This window comes from Novosphingobium sp., from assembly GCF_040398825.1.
Taxonomy (GTDB): domain Bacteria; phylum Pseudomonadota; class Alphaproteobacteria; order Sphingomonadales; family Sphingomonadaceae; genus Novosphingobium.
In genome coordinates, this window is record NZ_JBBATI010000030.1 from 17,361 (window position 1) to 35,229 (window position 17,869).

General features: G+C 62.8%; 14 protein-coding genes and 1 tRNA gene. 7 read left to right on the forward strand and 8 right to left on the reverse strand.

Annotated elements, in window-relative coordinates:
* Nucleotides 1-1,605, forward strand: coding sequence for a tetratricopeptide repeat-containing sulfotransferase family protein (locus ABWP89_RS14070; protein WP_353230053.1), 1,605 nt, complete (start codon nucleotides 1-3; stop codon nucleotides 1,603-1,605).
* Between the two features lie 41 nt (nucleotides 1,606-1,646).
* Here the strand turns inward: ABWP89_RS14070 and ABWP89_RS14075 are convergent, their stop codons facing one another.
* Complete coding sequence (locus ABWP89_RS14075; RefSeq protein WP_353230054.1) at nucleotides 1,647-4,145, reverse strand: TonB-dependent receptor; 2,499 nt, start codon at nucleotides 4,143-4,145, stop codon at nucleotides 1,647-1,649.
* Between the two features lie 338 nt (nucleotides 4,146-4,483).
* The gene (locus ABWP89_RS14080; RefSeq protein ID WP_353230055.1) at nucleotides 4,484-5,707 is read right to left on the reverse strand and encodes an NADP-dependent isocitrate dehydrogenase; all 1,224 of its coding nucleotides are present in this window, start codon (nucleotides 5,705-5,707) and stop codon (nucleotides 4,484-4,486) included.
* Nucleotides 5,708-5,940: 233 nt separating this feature from the next.
* Between ABWP89_RS14080 and ABWP89_RS14085 the strand changes: the two genes are divergently transcribed.
* Nucleotides 5,941-6,714, forward strand: coding sequence for a crotonase/enoyl-CoA hydratase family protein (locus tag ABWP89_RS14085; RefSeq protein ID WP_353230056.1), 774 nt, complete (start codon nucleotides 5,941-5,943; stop codon nucleotides 6,712-6,714).
* Between the two features lie 104 nt (nucleotides 6,715-6,818).
* On the opposite strand, the gene ABWP89_RS14090 is transcribed toward ABWP89_RS14085, so the two are convergent.
* Both ABWP89_RS14090 and cpdR read right to left on the reverse strand, forming a co-directional pair.
* Nucleotides 6,819-6,893: transfer RNA gene (locus tag ABWP89_RS14090), tRNA-Val, on the reverse strand.
* A 144-nt stretch (nucleotides 6,894-7,037) separates the two neighbouring features.
* Nucleotides 7,038-7,427, reverse strand: coding sequence for a cell cycle two-component system response regulator CpdR (gene cpdR / locus ABWP89_RS14095; protein ID WP_353230057.1), 390 nt, complete (start codon nucleotides 7,425-7,427; stop codon nucleotides 7,038-7,040).
* Nucleotides 7,428-7,625: 198 nt separating this feature from the next.
* Between cpdR and ABWP89_RS14100 the strand changes: the two genes are divergently transcribed.
* The gene (locus tag ABWP89_RS14100; protein WP_353230059.1) at nucleotides 7,626-8,657 is read left to right on the forward strand and encodes an N-formylglutamate amidohydrolase; all 1,032 of its coding nucleotides are present in this window, start codon (nucleotides 7,626-7,628) and stop codon (nucleotides 8,655-8,657) included.
* A 293-nt stretch (nucleotides 8,658-8,950) separates the two neighbouring features.
* On the opposite strand, the gene ABWP89_RS14105 is transcribed toward ABWP89_RS14100, so the two are convergent.
* The 3 genes from ABWP89_RS14105 to ABWP89_RS14115 all read right to left on the reverse strand — a co-directional run bounded on the left by ABWP89_RS14105 (nucleotide 8,951) and on the right by ABWP89_RS14115 (nucleotide 12,046).
* Nucleotides 8,951-9,223, reverse strand: coding sequence for a hypothetical protein (locus ABWP89_RS14105; RefSeq protein ID WP_353230060.1), 273 nt, complete (start codon nucleotides 9,221-9,223; stop codon nucleotides 8,951-8,953).
* A gap of 173 nt (nucleotides 9,224-9,396) precedes the next feature.
* Nucleotides 9,397-10,176, reverse strand: a complete 780-nt coding sequence (locus tag ABWP89_RS14110) for a SapC family protein (RefSeq protein ID WP_353230061.1) — start codon at nucleotides 10,174-10,176, stop codon at nucleotides 9,397-9,399.
* A gap of 409 nt (nucleotides 10,177-10,585) precedes the next feature.
* A complete protein-coding gene (locus ABWP89_RS14115; protein WP_353230062.1) occupies nucleotides 10,586-12,046 on the reverse strand; it encodes an FAD-binding oxidoreductase in 1,461 nt (486 codons plus the stop codon).
* A 248-nt stretch (nucleotides 12,047-12,294) separates the two neighbouring features.
* Here ABWP89_RS14115 and ABWP89_RS14120 point away from each other — a divergent pair, with 248 nt between their 5' ends.
* The 4 genes from ABWP89_RS14120 to ABWP89_RS14135 all read left to right on the forward strand — a co-directional run bounded on the left by ABWP89_RS14120 (nucleotide 12,295) and on the right by ABWP89_RS14135 (nucleotide 15,437).
* The gene (locus ABWP89_RS14120) at nucleotides 12,295-12,888 is read left to right on the forward strand and encodes a hypothetical protein (protein WP_353230063.1); all 594 of its coding nucleotides are present in this window, start codon (nucleotides 12,295-12,297) and stop codon (nucleotides 12,886-12,888) included.
* Between the two features lie 278 nt (nucleotides 12,889-13,166).
* A complete protein-coding gene (locus ABWP89_RS14125; protein ID WP_353230064.1) occupies nucleotides 13,167-14,735 on the forward strand; it encodes a DEAD/DEAH box helicase in 1,569 nt (522 codons plus the stop codon).
* A 169-nt stretch (nucleotides 14,736-14,904) separates the two neighbouring features.
* Nucleotides 14,905-15,099: a Flp family type IVb pilin gene (locus tag ABWP89_RS14130; protein WP_353230065.1), complete on the forward strand. Its 195-nt coding sequence runs from the start codon at nucleotides 14,905-14,907 to the stop codon at nucleotides 15,097-15,099.
* Between the two features lie 143 nt (nucleotides 15,100-15,242).
* A complete protein-coding gene (locus ABWP89_RS14135) occupies nucleotides 15,243-15,437 on the forward strand; it encodes a Flp family type IVb pilin (protein WP_353230066.1) in 195 nt (64 codons plus the stop codon).
* A 105-nt stretch (nucleotides 15,438-15,542) separates the two neighbouring features.
* Here ABWP89_RS14135 and ABWP89_RS14140 read toward each other — a convergent pair whose 3' ends face one another.
* Complete coding sequence (locus ABWP89_RS14140) at nucleotides 15,543-17,804, reverse strand: ATP-dependent helicase (protein WP_353230067.1); 2,262 nt, start codon at nucleotides 17,802-17,804, stop codon at nucleotides 15,543-15,545.
* Nucleotides 17,805-17,869: the final 65 nt, after the last annotated feature.

Sequence of the window (17,869 nt, forward strand, 5' to 3'; positions counted from 1 at the left end):
ATGAGTCAGGGCCCGAATGCGCCTGCGCTGGTCGCGGCACGTCTGGCGCTGGGCACCGGGGATTTTGCGCGGGCGGCGCAGATTGCGGAAGGCTTGGCGCGGGCCGATCCCGCACTGGCGGAGGCGCGGTTCGTGCTGGGGGTCGCGCTCGCGGAAACCGGGCATATGGTTCATGCCTTGGGGCAGGTGCAGCGCGCGGCCGATCTTGCGCCCGACAATGCCGAATACGCCGCCCAGCTGGCCCGGCTGCTGATCCAGTTGCAGCGGGATCAGGCGGCGCGTGATGCGGCGGTGCTGGCGATGGCGCTGCCGACCGATGATCCGCTGGTGCTGGATACGCTGGGCTGTGTGCTGGCGCGGCTGGGCGATCATGGCGATGCATTGCCGCTGTTTGCGCGCGCGGTCGGGGCCGAGCCGGACGTGCTGTCGTTTCGGTTCAACTATGCCAGCAGCCTGGGATTTTTTGGCGAGACCGAAGCGGCCGCTGTCCAGTATGAGGCGATGATCGCGCGCGATCCGGCCAATGGCGCGGCGCATTACGGGCTGGCCGGATTGGCGCGGCAAACGGCGCAGCATAACCATATTGCACGGATCGAGGCGGTTCTGCCCGCTGCGCGCGACCATGGCGAACGGGTGCGCCTGCACTATGCCGCCGCCAAAGAGCACGAGGATCTGGGCGCCAGTGACGCCGCGTTTGCGCATCTCGATGCCGCCAACCGCGCGCACAAGGCCCATATCGGCTATCGCGCCGATGCCGATGCGGCGGTCTTCGCTGCCTTGCAGGCCAGCTTTGCCGACCTTTCGTATTTCTCCGGGTCTGCAGGCGCGTCGGCGGGCAGCGCGCCGATCTTTATCGTGGGATTGCCACGGACGGGCACCACGCTGGTCGATCGCATTCTGGGGGCGCAACCGCTGGTGCACAGCCTGGGCGAATTGCAGGCGATGCCGCTGGCGATAAAGCGGCTGACGCAAACGCCGTCACGGCTGGTGCTGGATGACCAGACGATTGTGGCGGCAGGCACGGTTGAACCCGCCGCAGTCGCCGCTGCCTATATGGCGCAGGTGGCGACACAGGCCGGCGCGCAGGCGGCGATCGACCGGGGAGCGCACCTGGTCGACAAATTTCCGCTGAATTTTCTGTACGTTGGCTATATCGCGCGGGCGTTTCCCGATGCGCGGATCGTGTGTTTGCGGCGCGATCCGATGGACAGCGTGTGGAGCAATTTCAAACACCTGTTCGCGCTTGCCTCGCCCTATTACGGGTACAGCTATGATGTGGCTGATACGGCGCGCTATTATGCGGGGTTTGCGCGCCTGATGGCGTTCTGGCGCACGCAGTTTCCCGCATCCGTGATGGAACTGCGTTATGAAGACCTGCTGGCCGATCCGGAGGCGCAGACCCGCGCGCTGCTGGCGCATTGCGGGCTGCCGTGGGATGCTGCGTGCCTGGATTTTCACAAGTCCGGCGGCGCGGTCGCCACCCCCAGCGCGCAACAGGTGCGTCGCCCGATCAACAGCGATTCGCTGGGCCGGTGGAAACGCTATGCGGCGCACATGGCACCGGTGCGCGATGTGTTTCGCAAATGCGGGATTGCCGTCGATTGACTGGCACGGTGGCTGGCGTACCCGCCACCGCGCCGGCCCAATCAGAACGTCTTGGTCAATTCGATCCCGGCACGACGCGGGGTCAGCACGCTTTGGGTGTAAAAGCGTGAGGCAAAGCCGTTATCGATGATGCGGTTGCTGAGGTTGTTGCCAACCCCGGTCACCGCGTATTTGTTGAACAGGTTGTCGGCATAGAGCTTCACTTCAAAGTCCTGATCGACAAATTTGTAGCCGATTGATCCGCGGCTGGTAACATAGGCAGGCAATTTCTGGCCGAAACCCTGATTGCCCGGGCGTGTGAACACATCACCGTTATAAGTGGCCGACATGTTGAAGTTCAGGCGATTCATTCCCACTGGCACATCATAATCGACGGCCAGCGTGCCAGAATGCTTCGCCGAGCCTGGCAGGCGACCGCCCGCCAGTGCGTCTGTCGATGTCTTGCCACCATGGCCATAGTGGATCAGATTCGGCACGTTTGCAGTCAGATGGGCATCGTTATAGGAATAGTTGCCGCTAATCGTCAGGCCGTCTGTCGGCTTGGCGGCGAACGTCATTTCGATGCCCTTGGACACGGCCTTGCTTCCGTTGACAGTGATGCCGATCGCGCCGTTCACGGTCACTGTAGCCAATTGCGGCCCGTTCCACAGGATGGTGTAGGCCGCCAGCGCACCACGCAGTTTGCCACCAAAAAGCGAGTAACGGATTCCGATCTCCTTGTTGTACGTAATATCGGGGCCATAAATCAATTCGTTAGGCAATGCGCACAAGTTTTGCTTGTCGGGATCAAGCACGGGCGGGCACGGTGCGACATCGTTGATGCCGCCAAGCCGATAACCCTTTGAAAAGGTGAAATAAGCCAGAAAATCGCGGCTGAATTTGTATGAGGTATTCAACTTCCATACCGCGCCGCTTTTTGATGTCTCGCCCTGTGCACCTTCATAAGGGACATCGGGATAGGGCGCGTAAAGTGGTAATGTTGAACCACCGTTGATTATGGCCTTGTAATGGAAATAGCGAAGTCCGCCGGTGATCTGGAATTTCGGCGTGAAGTTTACGGTCGCTTCACCAAAGGCCGCCTTTTCTTCGTTGGAGCTGCGCACGAACGATGCATATTCCCATTCGTCGGGGCGATCGACGCCAGCAAAGGCCGGGAAACCCGGGACCACTTCGTGATAATTGCTGGCATAACTCATCTTGTTGTAAAAACCGCCCAGTGTCCAACTGATTGGGCCACCGTGTTTGGAAACCAGTCGAATTTCCTGATTGAACTGAATGCGGCTGGTGTTCTGAAGGTTGTAGCTGGTAAAATTTGGAAACTGTTCGTAGCCATAATTCAGGTCGAGCAACAGATCGGTGTTATCGCGCTGACGAAATGTTTTCTGTTTGGTCCACGCGGTGTCAGAAACCAGTTGCGCCAAATGGCCAATATCAGCCTCGATCTCGATCGCATAAAGATCGGCTGTGCGCTGTTCGGGCTCAATATAGCGCTTTGAAGCCTCATACCGACCGGTGCCAAGCACGCCGCCACTGTTGATCTGATCGCCGTTGGTGCGTGTCGTTTGATGCGCCCATGTCAGATAGGCGCGCAGGCCATCGACCGCAAAGATGCCCAGCGTGTGGCGCATCGAAAAGGTCTCTTCAAAATTGACGCCATTCACAGTGTGAACATTTGCCGCCATTTGCGCGGGCGTGGCGTTGTTGACGTTCCAGCCTACCGGCGCCGCACCAGTGACCGGGTCGGCGCCGACGATGACGCCCGGTGCTTCGGGGAAAGCGGCAGTCGACGTATAGGGACCACCAATCTGGCCACCGGGTTGTGGATTGGACACGCCGGGTTGGTTGACGATACCGACATAGTCGATGAAACCGGGATTGTTCCAATAACCAACCGATGACCGCAGCGCCAGTTTGCCCGCAATCAGCGGAATGTTGACCGTGCCATCGACATCGGCGCCGGGCGAATGCGCGTGGCTTTCGCCAAACATGCGCATGTTGACGCGGCCTTCCCACTTGTCGGGGTTGGGGCGGTTGGGCAGATAGCGGATCGCCCCGGCCAACGTGCCTTCGCCGTAGAGCGTGCCCTGCGGCCCCAGAAGAGTTTCGACCCGTGCGATGTCCATGAATTTAAAATCGGCATAAATCGGGGTTTCGCCAAGATAGATCGCCAGCGCATTGTCATAGTCGTTGCCCTGCGATGATGTGTCATTGGCAGATAGGCCGCGCATGATCACCGTACCGTTGCTGCTCGGCCCGGTGTCGCGGATTGTCAGCCCGGGTGTGATGGCCCCCAGATTGTGCACATCGTCGATATGCTGCGCCTGCAGCGCCTGCGACGAAACCGCGCTGATGTTGATCGGCACGTCCTGCAGCGAGGTGGAGCGGCGGGTGGCGGTTACCACAATGGTCTGTTCGTTCGTGTTGGTGGACGCGGCCGCGGCGTCGGGTGCCGCGTCGGCAGCACAGGCGGCAATTGGCCCCAGGCCGAACAGGGTGGTGGCGGACAGCAAAGCCCAGCGGATGGCAGTTCGATTGGTCATGCGGCCCTCATGGTCTTGTGTTCTTTTTCTATCCGGCAGGTTCCGTGGCGCTTGATCTGGCGCTGGTGCTTGCCGGTTACCGATTGCTGCTGCGGGTTTGGAAATGGCCGTCGCAGGTTTACTTTTGTTAATTTTGCCTATGGGAAACAACCGCTTCGCCGCCTATGCGTCATTTAACGTATGCGACGTGGGTGCCGCCGCCGCTGGCACCAAAGGGCAGGTCGGCAATGGCGGGCCGTGGGGGCCATCCGCAGAAAGCACAAAGAAAAGGGGGCCCCGGTCGCCGACCGGGGCCCCCTTTTTGAAAGATGTGCGGGCCCAGGCGGGCCGGCGCGCGGTCAGGCCGGTGTGGCCATCGCGGTACCCAGGTTTTCGACAATCGCGTCGAAAAACTTTTCGGTGGTCATCCATGGCTGATCGGGGCCGATCAGGATCGCCAGATCCTTGGTCATCTTGCCGCTTTCAACGGTTTCGATGCATACGCGTTCCAGCGTTTCGGCGAACGCCACCACATTGGGGGTGTCGTCAAAGCGGCCGCGGTAGATCAGCCCGCGGGTCCACGCAAAGATCGACGCGATCGGGTTGGTCGAGGTCTGCTTGCCCTGCTGGTGCTGGCGATAATGGCGGGTAACGGTGCCATGCGCCGCCTCCGCCTCGATCGTCTTGCCATCGGGGCTCATCAGTACAGAGGTCATCAGGCCCAGCGAGCCGAACCCCTGGGCAACCGTGTCTGACTGCACATCGCCGTCATAGTTCTTGCACGCCCAGACAAACTTGCCCGACCATTTCAGCGCCGATGCGACCATGTCGTCGATCAGGCGGTGCTGATATTCGATGCCGGCGGCGGCAAACTTTTCCTGGAATCCTTCGGTCTCAAAGACTTCCTGGAACAGGTCCTTGAACCGCCCGTCATAGGCCTTCAAAATGGTGTTCTTGGTCGACAGGTACACCGGCCAACCCAGGTTGAGACCATAGTTAAGGCTGGCGCGCGCGAAATCGCGGATCGAATCGTCCAGGTTGTACATCGCCATGGCGACGCCCGCGCTGGGGAAATCAAACACGTCGAGGTCGATTTTTTCGCCGTTGTCGCCATCCCACACCAGCCGCAGCTTGCCCGGGCCGGGGATCAGCGTGTCGGTGGCCTTGTACTGGTCGCCAAAGGCATGGCGGCCAACCACGATCGGGTCGGTCCAGCCCGGCACCAGCCGCGGCACGTTGCGGATCACGATCGGTTCGCGAAACACCACCCCGCCCAGAATGTTGCGAATCGTGCCGTTGGGCGATTTCCACATTTTCTTAAGGTGGAATTCTTCGACGCGCTGTTCATCGGGGGTGATCGTCGCGCATTTTACACCGACACCGTACTGCGCAATGGCATTGGCCGAATCGATGGTGATCTGGTCGTTGGTTTCGTCGCGTTTTTCGACCGACAGGTCATAATATTTCAGGTCGATATCGAGATACGGAAGAATGAGCCGTTCACGGATCCATTGCCAGATGATCCGGGTCATTTCATCGCCGTCGAGTTCGACGACCGGGTTTTTCACCTTGATCTTCGCCATGTCGGTGCTGTGCTTTCGTGCGTAGGGTGCGTGGGCTGGCTACCGGCCCCGCCAGCGCGGCAGATCCAGCGTCATCGCCCGTCCCTTAGCAGGTGCAACGCCCGGTGCAAGGCGCGGCGCGTGATGGTTTGCACCGGGTTTTCGATAAGGGTGCGGCCGGGTTTGGCACTGGACAGCGGTGGGGTTTGCCGCCTAAACCTTAATCAAGCGATTAACACTCTATGGAGGATGCGATGAGCGATACCCAGACCGCCGAAGTTCTGACGCATGTGGAGGGCAATGTCCTGATCGTCACGATCAACCGCCCAGAGGCCAAGAATGCCATGAACAAGGCCGCAGCCGAAGGCATCGCGGCGGCGATGGACCGGCTGGATGCGGACGTCGATCTGCGCTGCGCGATCCTGACCGGTGCCGGCGGCACGTTTTGTTCGGGCATGGATCTGAAAGGTTTCCTGCGCGGTGAATCGCCGCATGTGCCCGGGCGCGGGTTTGGCGGGCTGGCGCAATGGACGCCGAAAAAACCGATCATCGCCGCGGTTGATGGCTATGCACTGGCCGGCGGGATGGAACTGGCGCTGTCGTGCGACCTGATCGTGGCCAGCGCGTCGGCCAAATTCGGCATTCCCGAGGCCAAGCGGGGCCTGGCGGCGGCGGCCGGCGGGCTGATCAAACTGCCCCGCCAGATTCCCCCGCGCGTGGCGATGGAACTGGCGCTGACCGGCGATTTCATCACCGCCCAGCGTGCCTATGAACTGGGTTTCATCAACCAGATCAGCGAAGGCCCGTCGCTGGATGCGGCCAAGGCGCTGGCCGCACGCGTGGCGGAAAACGGCCCGCTGGCGCTGATTGCGTCAAAGGCGATCGTCCGCGAATCGCACGATTGGACCGAGGCCGACATGTGGGACAAGCAGTCTGCGCATATCCAGCCGGTGTTCAGTTCTGCCGATGCGCGCGAAGGTGCATCGGCCTTTGCCGAAAAGCGCAAGCCCAACTGGCAGGGGAAATAACCGCGGGACGCACCCGGCCCGGCCCTTTCCACAAGGGGCCGGGCCAGTGCCGGCCATGAAAAAACCCGCCTAAGCGCTTGGCTTGGCGGGGTTTTTTCGTGCGATGGTGGGCGTAGCAAGGATTGAACTTGCGACCCCTACGATGTCAACATAGTGCTCTACCACTGAGCTATACGCCCGACACCATCGGCAGAATTGCGGTTGCCTTGCGGCATCCGGGACCGGCGCTTTAGCCACGCTTTATCGGCCTTGCAAGGGGATATTGGCCAGCGGGATGGACCGTTGTCCCGTTACGCCAGCGGGTTCCCGCTGCCGGCGTCCGGTTACGACAGCGGGTTCCCGCTGCCGGCCAGCGGGTGATCGATGAACAGGCGTTCCACCTCCATCACCAGGTCCTTCAGGTGAAACGGTTTTGACAGCACGCGCGCCTGCGGTGCCTCACGGTTGGCCTTCAGTGTGACGGCGGCAAACCCGGTGATGAACATCACCTTGGTCGCCGGGCTGAGATCGGCACAGCATTGCGCCAGTTCGATGCCATCCATTTCGGGCATGACAATGTCCGACAGCAACAGATCAAACCGCTGGTGGGTCAGCAGCGGCACTGCCGCGGTGCCGCGATCGACCGCCACCACATCAAACCCGGCGTTTTCCAGCGCGCGCGCCAGATAGGTGCGCATGGCTTCGTCGTCTTCGGCCAGCAGGATGCGGATCATGGTCACCTTCTTTGTTTGCGACGGTCCCGGGGGTGCCGGCGGGGGATTTGGCCGACACCTGCGTCGCGATTCCTGTGGTTATAGAACGGCCCGGTTAAAATTGTGCCGACGAATCGCTCCGGATAATTGGTCGTGCGGCACGATTGGCCATACGTCGCAGCTTTGACACAATCGCCGTTCGGTTGCAGCCTGTGTTTCATGTCAGTGACACGCGATTTTGCCAACGATTCGCAAGGGCGATTCGCGCCGGGAGGCGTGGGTTCAACCACGGCTGCCCTGCGTGGCGGCCACATTCCCGGGCTGCCCGGTGCGCCGGCGTTTCGCGGGCGGATGGCCGACGCCGCGGCGATGCCGGTGGTGCTGGCCGCGCCACATGGTGGGCGCAGCTATCCCGGTGATGTGCTGGCGGCGTTGCGCGCACCCGAACATGTGTTGCTGCGGCTGGAAGACCGCCTGATCGACCGGTTGACCGACGCGGTCGCACACGAAACCGGTGCACCGTTTCTGGTGGCAGAGGCGCCGCGCGCGATGATCGACCTGAACCGCGCGGGTGAGGATATCGATTGGGACATGGTCGCCGATGGGCCCCGTCCCGATCAGCGGCATGATTTGCACCGGTCCACCACGCGCCATGGCACGCTGCTGTCCACCAGCCATTCGGTGCACCGCGCGCGCAACGGGCTGGGGCTGGTGCCGCGCCGGTTGCCTGGGGTGGGCGAACTGTGGCGCGGGCGGTTGCGGTATGATGACCTGCGGCAACGCATCAGCGGCATTCATCAGCCCTATCATGCCACGCTGGGCCAGATGCTGGCCGCGGTGCAGGCGCAATGGGGCGCCGCGCTGCTGATCGATCTGCATTCGATGCCGCCCTTGCCAGGCAATGGCGGGCCACCGCCGCAAATGGTGATTGGCGACCGGTTTGGCACAGCGTGCGATGGTGAACTGATCGCGGCGATGTTCGCGCACCTGTCCGCCGCGCGCTGCCCGTTTGCGCACAACCGGCCCTATGCTGGCGGTTTCGTGCTGGATCACCACGCTCGCCGCAGCGACGGCATCCATGCGGTGCAGATCGAGATCGATCGCACCGCCTATCTTGACGCGGGGCTGGCCAATCCCGGGCCGGGGTTCGATGCGGTGGTGGCGTTGCTGGTGGCGATGGTGCGGCAAATGGCCGGCCATGTCGCCGACCTTGGCCGTGACCGCCTGCGCTGGCGCACCGCGGCCGAATAGCGCCGTAGCACCTAAAAAAACCACCTGGAGCGAAGCTCCAGGTGGCCAAGGTTCAGGGAGGAGGTGCGTCCGAAAACGCACCAGTCGCACCGGGCCATGAGGGGAGCACCGGCACAACACAGCAAATATACGCAAGCACATGCCATAGCGCAAGATTTTTTGCATGAACGGCGCGAAACGTGGTGTTCATCCGGGGGCAAGGTTTGTCGCGTTGGGTCGCGTGACATCATGTCAAAGTTCACGGACGTGAACGCATGCCGCCCGCCCCGGACGCCGTGGCAGGTGATGTCGTGTCAGGTAAAGCGGTTCGACCCTGGCGGATCGCTCGCGGGATAGCTTTCATCGCTGGCCTGATCCACCTTGTCCCAATGCGGCTGGTCACCCGCCATGGCGTCCGGCCCGGCATTGCGGACGTTCACCGCGCCGGGGGTCGATTCGCCGGTTGCAAACGCGGATGGCGGCGGTGCGGCATCTGCCCCGCGTCGGAACGTGACACAGCGATACAGCCCATAGGCAGCCGCAGCGGCGACGCTGATTGTCAGCAGGGGCGTCTTTAACAGGATCATGGCGGCTCTTTCGGTGCGAGGCATGCCTGTTCAATGCTTGTGGCGGCGATTGGGTTCGTCGGCCTGCGCGAAAAAATGCCTGCACCCGCTATGGGCGCCCGGGCCGCGATCCAACAGAAAAGGGGCCGCCGGTCACCCCGGCGGCCCCCATCAATCGGTATGTCGGTCTGAAATCAGAACGTCGGCAGCGGCGGCGTGGGTGCCTGCGGGCCTTTGCCCTGCGCCGCCTGCAGCGCAAACACGCTGCTGATCAGTTCCAGCGAAAAGATATGGGCATACAGCAGCGGCAGCAGGCCGCTTTGCGCCCAGCCGCGCAGGATATCGCCGCGCATATTGCGCAGCTTTTCCTGATCGACCATTTGGAACCCGCGATAAACGAACGGGGGCGTGCCTTCCGCGCCCTGGATCGACACTTCGCCTTCCATCAGCAATTCGTGCTTTTTCAGCTCTTCGATAAAGGCCTGCGTGCGCTGGCCAGCCTGTTCGAACTGTTCGCAGAAATTCAGCGCGGCCTGTGTGGCGGCGGAGGGCGCTTCACCGTCGAACAGCGGGTTGCCATCGGCAAAATCGCCGATCAGGCCCGATGTCGGGTCAAAACACAGCGACAATTCTTCCGAAGTCGGCTGCAGCTTGGCCAGCATGAACGGATAACGGCGGCCATAGGCGGGCAGATAGACGTTGTTGATAACCGTGCCATCGTCTTCGACAAACACGTTCACGCCTTCGTTCAGCCCCATCAGCGCCAGCGGCACGGTGTTTTCGCCGCTGGCGAATACGATCGGGAAATGGCGGCCAGCCTGCGGAAATTCTTCGACCGTCAGCGGCACGGCATGCTGGTTGACCAGCCAGGCGGCCTTGTCCACGTTGCGCGCGCGCCAGGTGGCGTGGTCGCGCGTGTTCAGCGGGACCAGATCGTTGTAAAACAGGGGCAGGTTGGCAGGCGCGCTGGCCATCGGTCACTCTCCGTCAATCGCTGTGCACTTGCAGTGGCAAAGCTGGGTCTGATGCTGATCCGGGCACCCGCGCCCCCCAGCGAACGAGCGCCGTTTAGGATAGGCGCGATAGGCGCGCAAGGCCACCTGCAACACCCCTGTCACATTGCCGCAAAATAGATTTGTGTGCGATGCAGGCGGGTGTCACGCGTTCCTATGCGAACCGTCCAACGCGATGACGTATTGAGGTGACCCCGCCGTCAATAGAATTCGTCATTCCCGACGGGATCGGGAATCCAGCAAACATCAGACGCGGCAGCGTCTTTGCCGCATGGGAATCTGCCAAACGGCTGGAATGCTAACGCATTCAATGTTTGCTGGATTCCCGATCCCGTCGGGAATGACGAGTCAAAGCAAATGACGACTGGTATTACACCAGTTTCCCCGGATTAAGCAGGCCGCGCGGGTCAAGCGCCGCTTTAACCGCGCGCAGCATGTGCATCGCGGCCGGGTCGCCCAGCCGGTCCAGTTCATCACGTTTCAGCTGGCCAATCCCGTGTTCGGCCGAAATCGATCCGCCCCATTCGGTTACCAGATCGTGCACCCGGCGGCTGATCGCCTTGCCGGCGGTGGCCGACCATGCTTCGCCATCGACGCCGGCCGGGGCCAGGATGTGGAAATGGATGTTGCCATCACCCAGATGGCCAAATCCGACTGCGCTGGTGCCGGGAAATTCGCGTTCCATCAGCGGCGCGGCATAATCGATGAAATCGGCCATGCGGTCGACCGGCACGCTGATGTCGTGTTGCATCGCCGCGCCCTTTGCGCGTTCGGCCGGCGCGACCGAATCGCGCAACCACCAGAACGCTTCGGCCTGCGCCTCGTTGGCGGCGATCGTGGCGTCGGCCACCAGCCCCGCCTCAAACGCGCTGACCAGCAGCGTTTCGGCCAGCGCGGGCAGGGCGTCTGCCGCGGCGGCATCGGCCACCAGTTCGATCAGCACGTGCCAGGCATGGTCGCCCTCCAACGGTGCGCGTGCGGTGGGAAGATAGTCGAGCACGGCGTGCAAGGCATGGGCCGGGATCACCTCAAACCCTTCGAGCGCAGGCCCCGCCTGGTCCTGCGCATGCAGCAGCAGCGCACGCGCGGCCTGTACCGTGGGCACCCCGGCCCACAGCACTGCGCGCGCCGCAACCGCCGGTTCCAGCGCCAGCGTGGCGGCGGTGATAATCCCCAGTGTGCCTTCGGATCCGATGAACACCTGTTTCAGATCAAACCCGCGGTTGTCCTTTTTCAGCGGAACCAGCTGGTTGAACACCGATCCATCGGCGAGCACCGCCTCCAGCCCCAGCACTTGCGCGCGCATGCTGCCATGGCGCAGCACTTGCGTGCCGCCGGCATTGGTGGAGATCAGCCCGCCGACCGTGGCCGATCCTTTGCCGCCCAGCGTTAATGGAAAGCGCAAGCCCTGGCGTTCAACCGCCTCGTGCAGTGTCTGCAGGATCACGCCGGCTTCGCATTCCACCTGGCGCCCGGTCGCATCGATCCGGCGGATCGCATCCATCCGGCGCATGTTGATCAGCAGTGCATGGCCGCTGTCATCGGGGGTGGCGCCGCCGCACATGCCGCTGTTGCCCCCCTGCGGCACGATCGGCACGCCATGGCGCGCGCACAGTTGCACCACACTGGCGACTTCGGCAGTGGTGGCGGGCGTTGCCAGACCCAGTGCGCGCCCGGTATAGCGGCCACGCCAGTCGGTCAGCCACGGGCCGATCACATCGGGATCGGTGGTAAAGCCGCGTGGCCCGAGCAGGTCCATCGCCGCGGCGATAAACGCCGCAGGCGCTGCATCGGGGGTGGTGGTGGCGGTGTCGGTTACAAGTGTGGTCATCGGCAAACGGCTACCGCCGGGGCGATGGCCGGGCAATATATTTTTGCTTGGGCTTTTGTCGGCAGGGTTCTTAATTGGCGCTGGGTTAAGCGGTCATTCAATTGGCGCGGGGCATTCACCATCCCGTGGCCCGGCAAACGACCGACCGATGGCCAGAGGATAGTAACAAGCGTCAGCATGATGGGTCACACAAACACGATCGGGCAAGGCCACTGCAACCGCGCAGCAGCATCGCGTGCAGCGCCGTGGTGCGGCAGGTTGCTGGCTGGTGCGCGGCCTGCACCGGCCGGGCTGGCGCGTTGATCCATCGCCGCATCTGGATGGTGGCCGCAGCGCTGCTGGCGCTGGCCGGGGCGTTTGACGGGTTTCCGGCAGCGGCGGTGGACGCGGGCAGGCTGCTGGTGCCCGGGTTTGCCGGTCCGGCCGGCAGCGCGCAGAACCTGGCGCGCGGGCTGGCTGATCGGGATTGGCGCCAGGTGCGGATTGAACAACAGCTGATCATTCGCATCACCCCGGGTGAGCCGGATCGCGAATTGCCACCGCCCATCCCGCTACCGCCGCCCGAACGCATGCGCGAACGGCGCATTCCCCCTTGTGTGCCGGTCGCGGCGATTGCCGGGGTGCGGCCGCTGGCCAACAACCGGCTGGTACTGTTCATGCACAACCGCCGGATGATTGCCGCGGATCTGGCGCGCAATTGCAGCGCGCGCGATTTTTATCTGGGATTTTATGTCAGCCCGACTGCCGATGGGTTGCTGTGCGCGGTGCGCGACACCATCCATTCGCGCGCCGGGGCGACCTGCATGATTGCCGAGGTGCACGAACTGGTGCCCCGCAACTGACCGACGGGTCTTTCCCGTCACCCCTGCGCCGGCCGTACCCGTGATTACCACTGGCATGCGGCTTTTGTTGACTTTCGCGGGATATTCGGCATAGCGCAGGCAGGTTTTTCACAGGCGCGCCTGCTATCCGCGGGGCATCGGTGATGCGGGCTTGTTCTGCCGGGTTTTGCACACCCTACGGGGCTGATCGTCCGCACCTGAACATCCTCAACTGCCCCAGGGGGCGGCCAGTCCGCCCGAAATTTTCAATCCGTTCGTTACAGGATAACCGTTTCCTTATGAAGTTCGCCGATCTCGGCCTGTCTGACCAGTTGCTCCAGTCGGTGCTTGATGCCGGCTATGATGAGCCGACACCCATTCAGGCGCAGGCGATCCCGTCGGTGCTGATGATGCGCGACATCATCGGCATCGCCCAGACCGGTACCGGCAAGACCGCCGGGTTCGTGCTGCCGATGATTGACATTCTGGCGCATGGCCGCCGACGCGCGCTGATGCCGCGGTCGCTGATCCTGGAACCGACTCGCGAATTGGCCGCGCAGGTTGCGGAAAATTTTGAAAAATACGGCAAGAACCACGATCTGAAGATGGCGCTGCTGATCGGCGGCGTGCAGATGGGCGACCAGGTCAAGGCGCTTTCGGATGGCGTGGACGTGCTGATCGCCACCCCGGGCCGGTTGATGGACCTGTTCGAACGCGGCAAGATCCTGCTGACAGGTTGTGAATTGCTGGTGATCGACGAAGCCGATCGCATGCTCGACATGGGGTTCATCCCCGATATCGAAACGATCTGCGCCAAATTGCCGACCACGCGTCAGACGCTGCTGTTTTCCGCAACGATGCCGCCGCCGATCAAGAAACTGGCCGACCGGTTCCTGTCGAATCCCAAATATATCGAGGTCGCGCGCCCTGCCAGCGCCAACATCAACATCGCGCAGTACAAACTGCGCGTGCCGGCCCGCAACAAGCGCGATGCCTTGCGCGAAATTCTACAGGCGGATGATGTGACCAACGCCATCATCTTTGCCAACCGCAAGACCACGGTGCGCGACCTGGCCACCACCCTGAAACGCGCCGGGTTTGCCGCGGGCGAAATCCACGGTGACATGGACCAACCCGCGCGCAATGCCGAATTGCAGCGGTTCAAGGACGGGGTGATCACCATCCTGTGCGCATCCGACGTGGCCGCGCGCGGGCTCGACATCAAGGGTGTCAGCCATGTGATCAATTTTGACACGCCCTGGCATCCCGATGACTATATTCACCGCATCGGCCGTACCGGTCGCGGCGGGGCCAGCGGCCGCGCCTATACGCTGGTGTCGGATGAAGACCTGGAAGCGATCGGCAATGTCGAAAAGCTGACCGGGATGACCATTCCCGAAATGACCCTGCCCAGCAGCGCGGCGCGTGGTGCACAACCTGCCACGGTCGATGACAGCGCGCGGCCGGTTCGCGATGATGCGGCTGCCAGCGATCAGCCGGCGGGTGAACGGCGGGGACGCCGGCGCAGCAGGGACCGCGCCAAACCGCAGGATGCCCAGACCGCCCGCGCCGAAACCGCGCCAGAATCAGCGCCAGAATCCGCGCCCGCAACCGCCCCCGAACCCGGTGCGAAGCCAAAGCGCGAATCGCATAAGGCGGAATCCCGCGCGCCCGCGGAAAAGCGCGTTACGCCGGCTGCCCCCGAACGCTCGACGGCCGATCGTGATGGTCCGGTCCAGGCCGTCACCGCACCGGCGCCGCGCGCACAGCGGGCCGCCGCAGCATCCGCATCTGCCGATGATCTGGGCGTGTGGAACGGCCCGATCCCCGGTTTCCTGCAGGTTTCGGCCTTGTCCGAAGCGGCCTGAACCAGCGCAATCGTCACAGGTTTGGCCCCCGCCTACCCCTGGGGGTGCGCGGGGGCTTTGCATGACGGGCGACATTCCGACAAACTTGGCTGACCGTTAATGAACTTTTCGTAATGTTATGCGAATCCCCCAGCATGGTCGAACGGGACATCGATCAGGGGAACGTACGATGCGAAATGGGAAACAGCTTCTGAGCGCGCTGGCCGGCGATGAAACCGGCGCCACCGCGATCGAATATGGGCTGATCGCGGCGCTGATCGCGGTCGCGGCAATCACAGCGATGGGGTCGCTGGGCAATGCGCTGTCCAACACCTTCACGATGGTCAGCGGCAAAATGGTGAGCGCGCAGTCGGGTAAGCTGTAACCAGGGCGGAGCGAATGTTGCGGGGCCAGATTACACTGGGGAAAGCTGGGCCTGGCAACATGACCAATGTTTAATCAAATCTTCGGTTTCTCATGCGACATCCACGTTCGGGGACTATCAGGGTTACGAACGAGGACGATATGATGAAGGGCTGCCAAAACTTTTTCCGCGCCTTGGGCCGCGATACTGCCGGTGCGACTGCCATTGAATATGGCCTGATGGGCGCGCTGATCTCGGTCGCCGCGATCACCGCGATGGGTGCACTGGGCAATTCGCTGGTCAACACCTTCAACTATGTATCGGCGCAGGAAACCGCAGCCCAGGCCGGCAAGCTCTAAGCCGAAGCCGCGCTGCAGCGCAGTCGTGGCGACCCGCCTGGCAACGCCGGGCGGGACAACGTTTTGTTCGGCAGTTCATGCGCGTGCGCAGCGCGTTCGCGCGCGTCAGGCCGGCCTGACGAAACTGTCGAGCACGCGTTTGCGCCCGCCGCTGTCAAAATCGATTTCCAGCTTGTTGCCATCCTGCCCGGCAATTTCGCCATAGCCGAACTTGTCGTGAAACACGCGCCGCCCGGGGCCCAGATCGGTGCGCGGGCGCGCGGCAAAGCTGGCTGCGCTGCGCGTCGGTTCGGCAATGCGGCGCGGGGTCACATCGATCGGCGCGGCGGCGGCGCGCTGCCAGCCGGGGCCGCGGCTGGCCACCTTTGACGGGTTGGTGCGCACTGCATCGGCAAACGGATCGGCATGTTCGGACCAATGCGCGCGCCACAGCGATGCGCCGCCGGTCATCGTGGTTTCTTCCTCAACATGGTCGGCCGGCAATTCGCCGACAAACCGCGACGGGATCGAACTGGTCCACTGGCCATAGATGCGGCGGTTGGCCGCGTGCAGGATGGTACAGCGTTTGCGCGCGCGGGTGATCGCGACATAGGCCAGCCGCCGTTCCTCTTCCAGGCTGGCCAGCCCGCCTTCATCCAGCGATCGTTGCGACGGGAATACGCCTTCTTCCCACCCGGGCAGGAACACCTGGTCGAATTCCAGGCCCTTGGCGGCGTGCATGGTCATCAGTGTGACCTTGGCGTCGCTGGTATTGGCATCGTTGTCCATCACCAGGCTGACATGTTCCAGAAAATCAGACAGCGTCGCGTATTCTTCCATCGCGCGCACCAGTTCGGACAGGTTTTCCAGCCGTCCGCTCGCCTCGGCACTGTGTTCGTTCTGCAACGCGGCGGTATAGCCGCATTCGTCCAGCACCGTGCGCGCCAGTTCCGCCGGGGTCAGCGTGGCCGCGCTGTCACGCCAGCGCGCAAAATCACGCACCAGCGTCGCCAGCGTGGTGCGCGCCCGCGCGGGCAATTCATCGGTATCGATCATGTCATGCGCCGCGCGCAACAGCGGCACGCCCTGCGCGCGGGCAAACCGGTGCAGTTTTTCCAGCGTTTTTTCGCCCAAACCACGTTTGGGCGTGTTCCAGATCCGTTCAAACGCCAGGTCATCCGACGGTGATCCGACCAGCCGCAGATAGGCCAGCGCGTCGCGCACCTCTGCACGTTCGTAAAAGCGGAAACCGCCAACGATGCGATAGGCCAGGCCAATCGACAGAAACCGTTCTTCAAATTCGCGGGTCTGGAATTGCGCGCGCACCAGGATGGCGATGGCGTCCAGCGGGCAGCCTTCGCGTTCCAGCCGTTCAATTTCTTCACCCACGCGCCGCGCTTCTTCGGGGCCATCCCACACCCCGATCACGCGCACCTGGTCACCGCCAGCGGCCTGCGTCCACAAAGTCTTGCCCAGCCGTTCGGAATTTTCGGCAATCAGCCCCGATGCGGCGGCCAGAATGTGCGGCGTGGAACGGTAATTCTGTTCCAGCCGGATCACCGCCGCGCCAGGAAAATCCTTTTCAAACCGCAGGATATTGGCGACTTCTGCACCGCGCCAGGAATAGATTGACTGGTCATCATCACCCACCACGCATATGTTGCGGCGGACTTGCGCGATCAGCCGCAGCCACAAATACTGCACCGCGTTGGTGTCCTGGTATTCGTCGACCATCACATAGCGAAAGCGCTGCTGCCACGATTCCAGCACATCACGGTGGGTGCGAAAAATGTTGAGCATGTGCAGCAGCAGATCGCCAAAGTCGCACGCGTTGATGGCGCGCAGGCGGTCCTGATACAGCTGGTAAAACCGCTGGCCTTTGCCATTGGCCCAGGATTCATTCTCCATCGCATCGAGATCGGCGGGGTTGAGCCCGCGATTTTTCCAGCGGTCGATCAATCCGGCCAGCACTTTGGCGGTCCAGCGCTTGTCGTCCAGCCCGTCGGCCTGGATCAGCTGTTTGATCACCCGCAACTGGTCATCGGTGTCGATGATCGTGAACGTCGCTGTCAGGCCCACCAGTTCGGCATGGCGGCGCAACATCTTGGCCGCGATCGAATGAAACGTGCCCAGCCACGGCATGCCCTCGACCGCGGGGCCGATCAGCGCGCCCACGCGTTCACGCATTTCGCGCGCGGCACGGTTGGTAAAGGTCACGCACAGGATTTCGCTGGGCCAGGCCAGCCGCTGGCGCAGCAGCCAGCCCAGCCGTGCGGTCAGCGCTGCGGTCTTGCCAGTGCCCGCGCCCGCCAGCATCAGCACCGGGCCGTCGGTCGTCAGCACCGCCTCTCGCTGCGGCGGATTGAGCCGGTCGAGCCAGTCGGGCACAGCGGTGGAATCAGTGCGGGCAGGGGGGGCGGGGGATGTCGTCACCCGGAACAAGTAGGGAACTT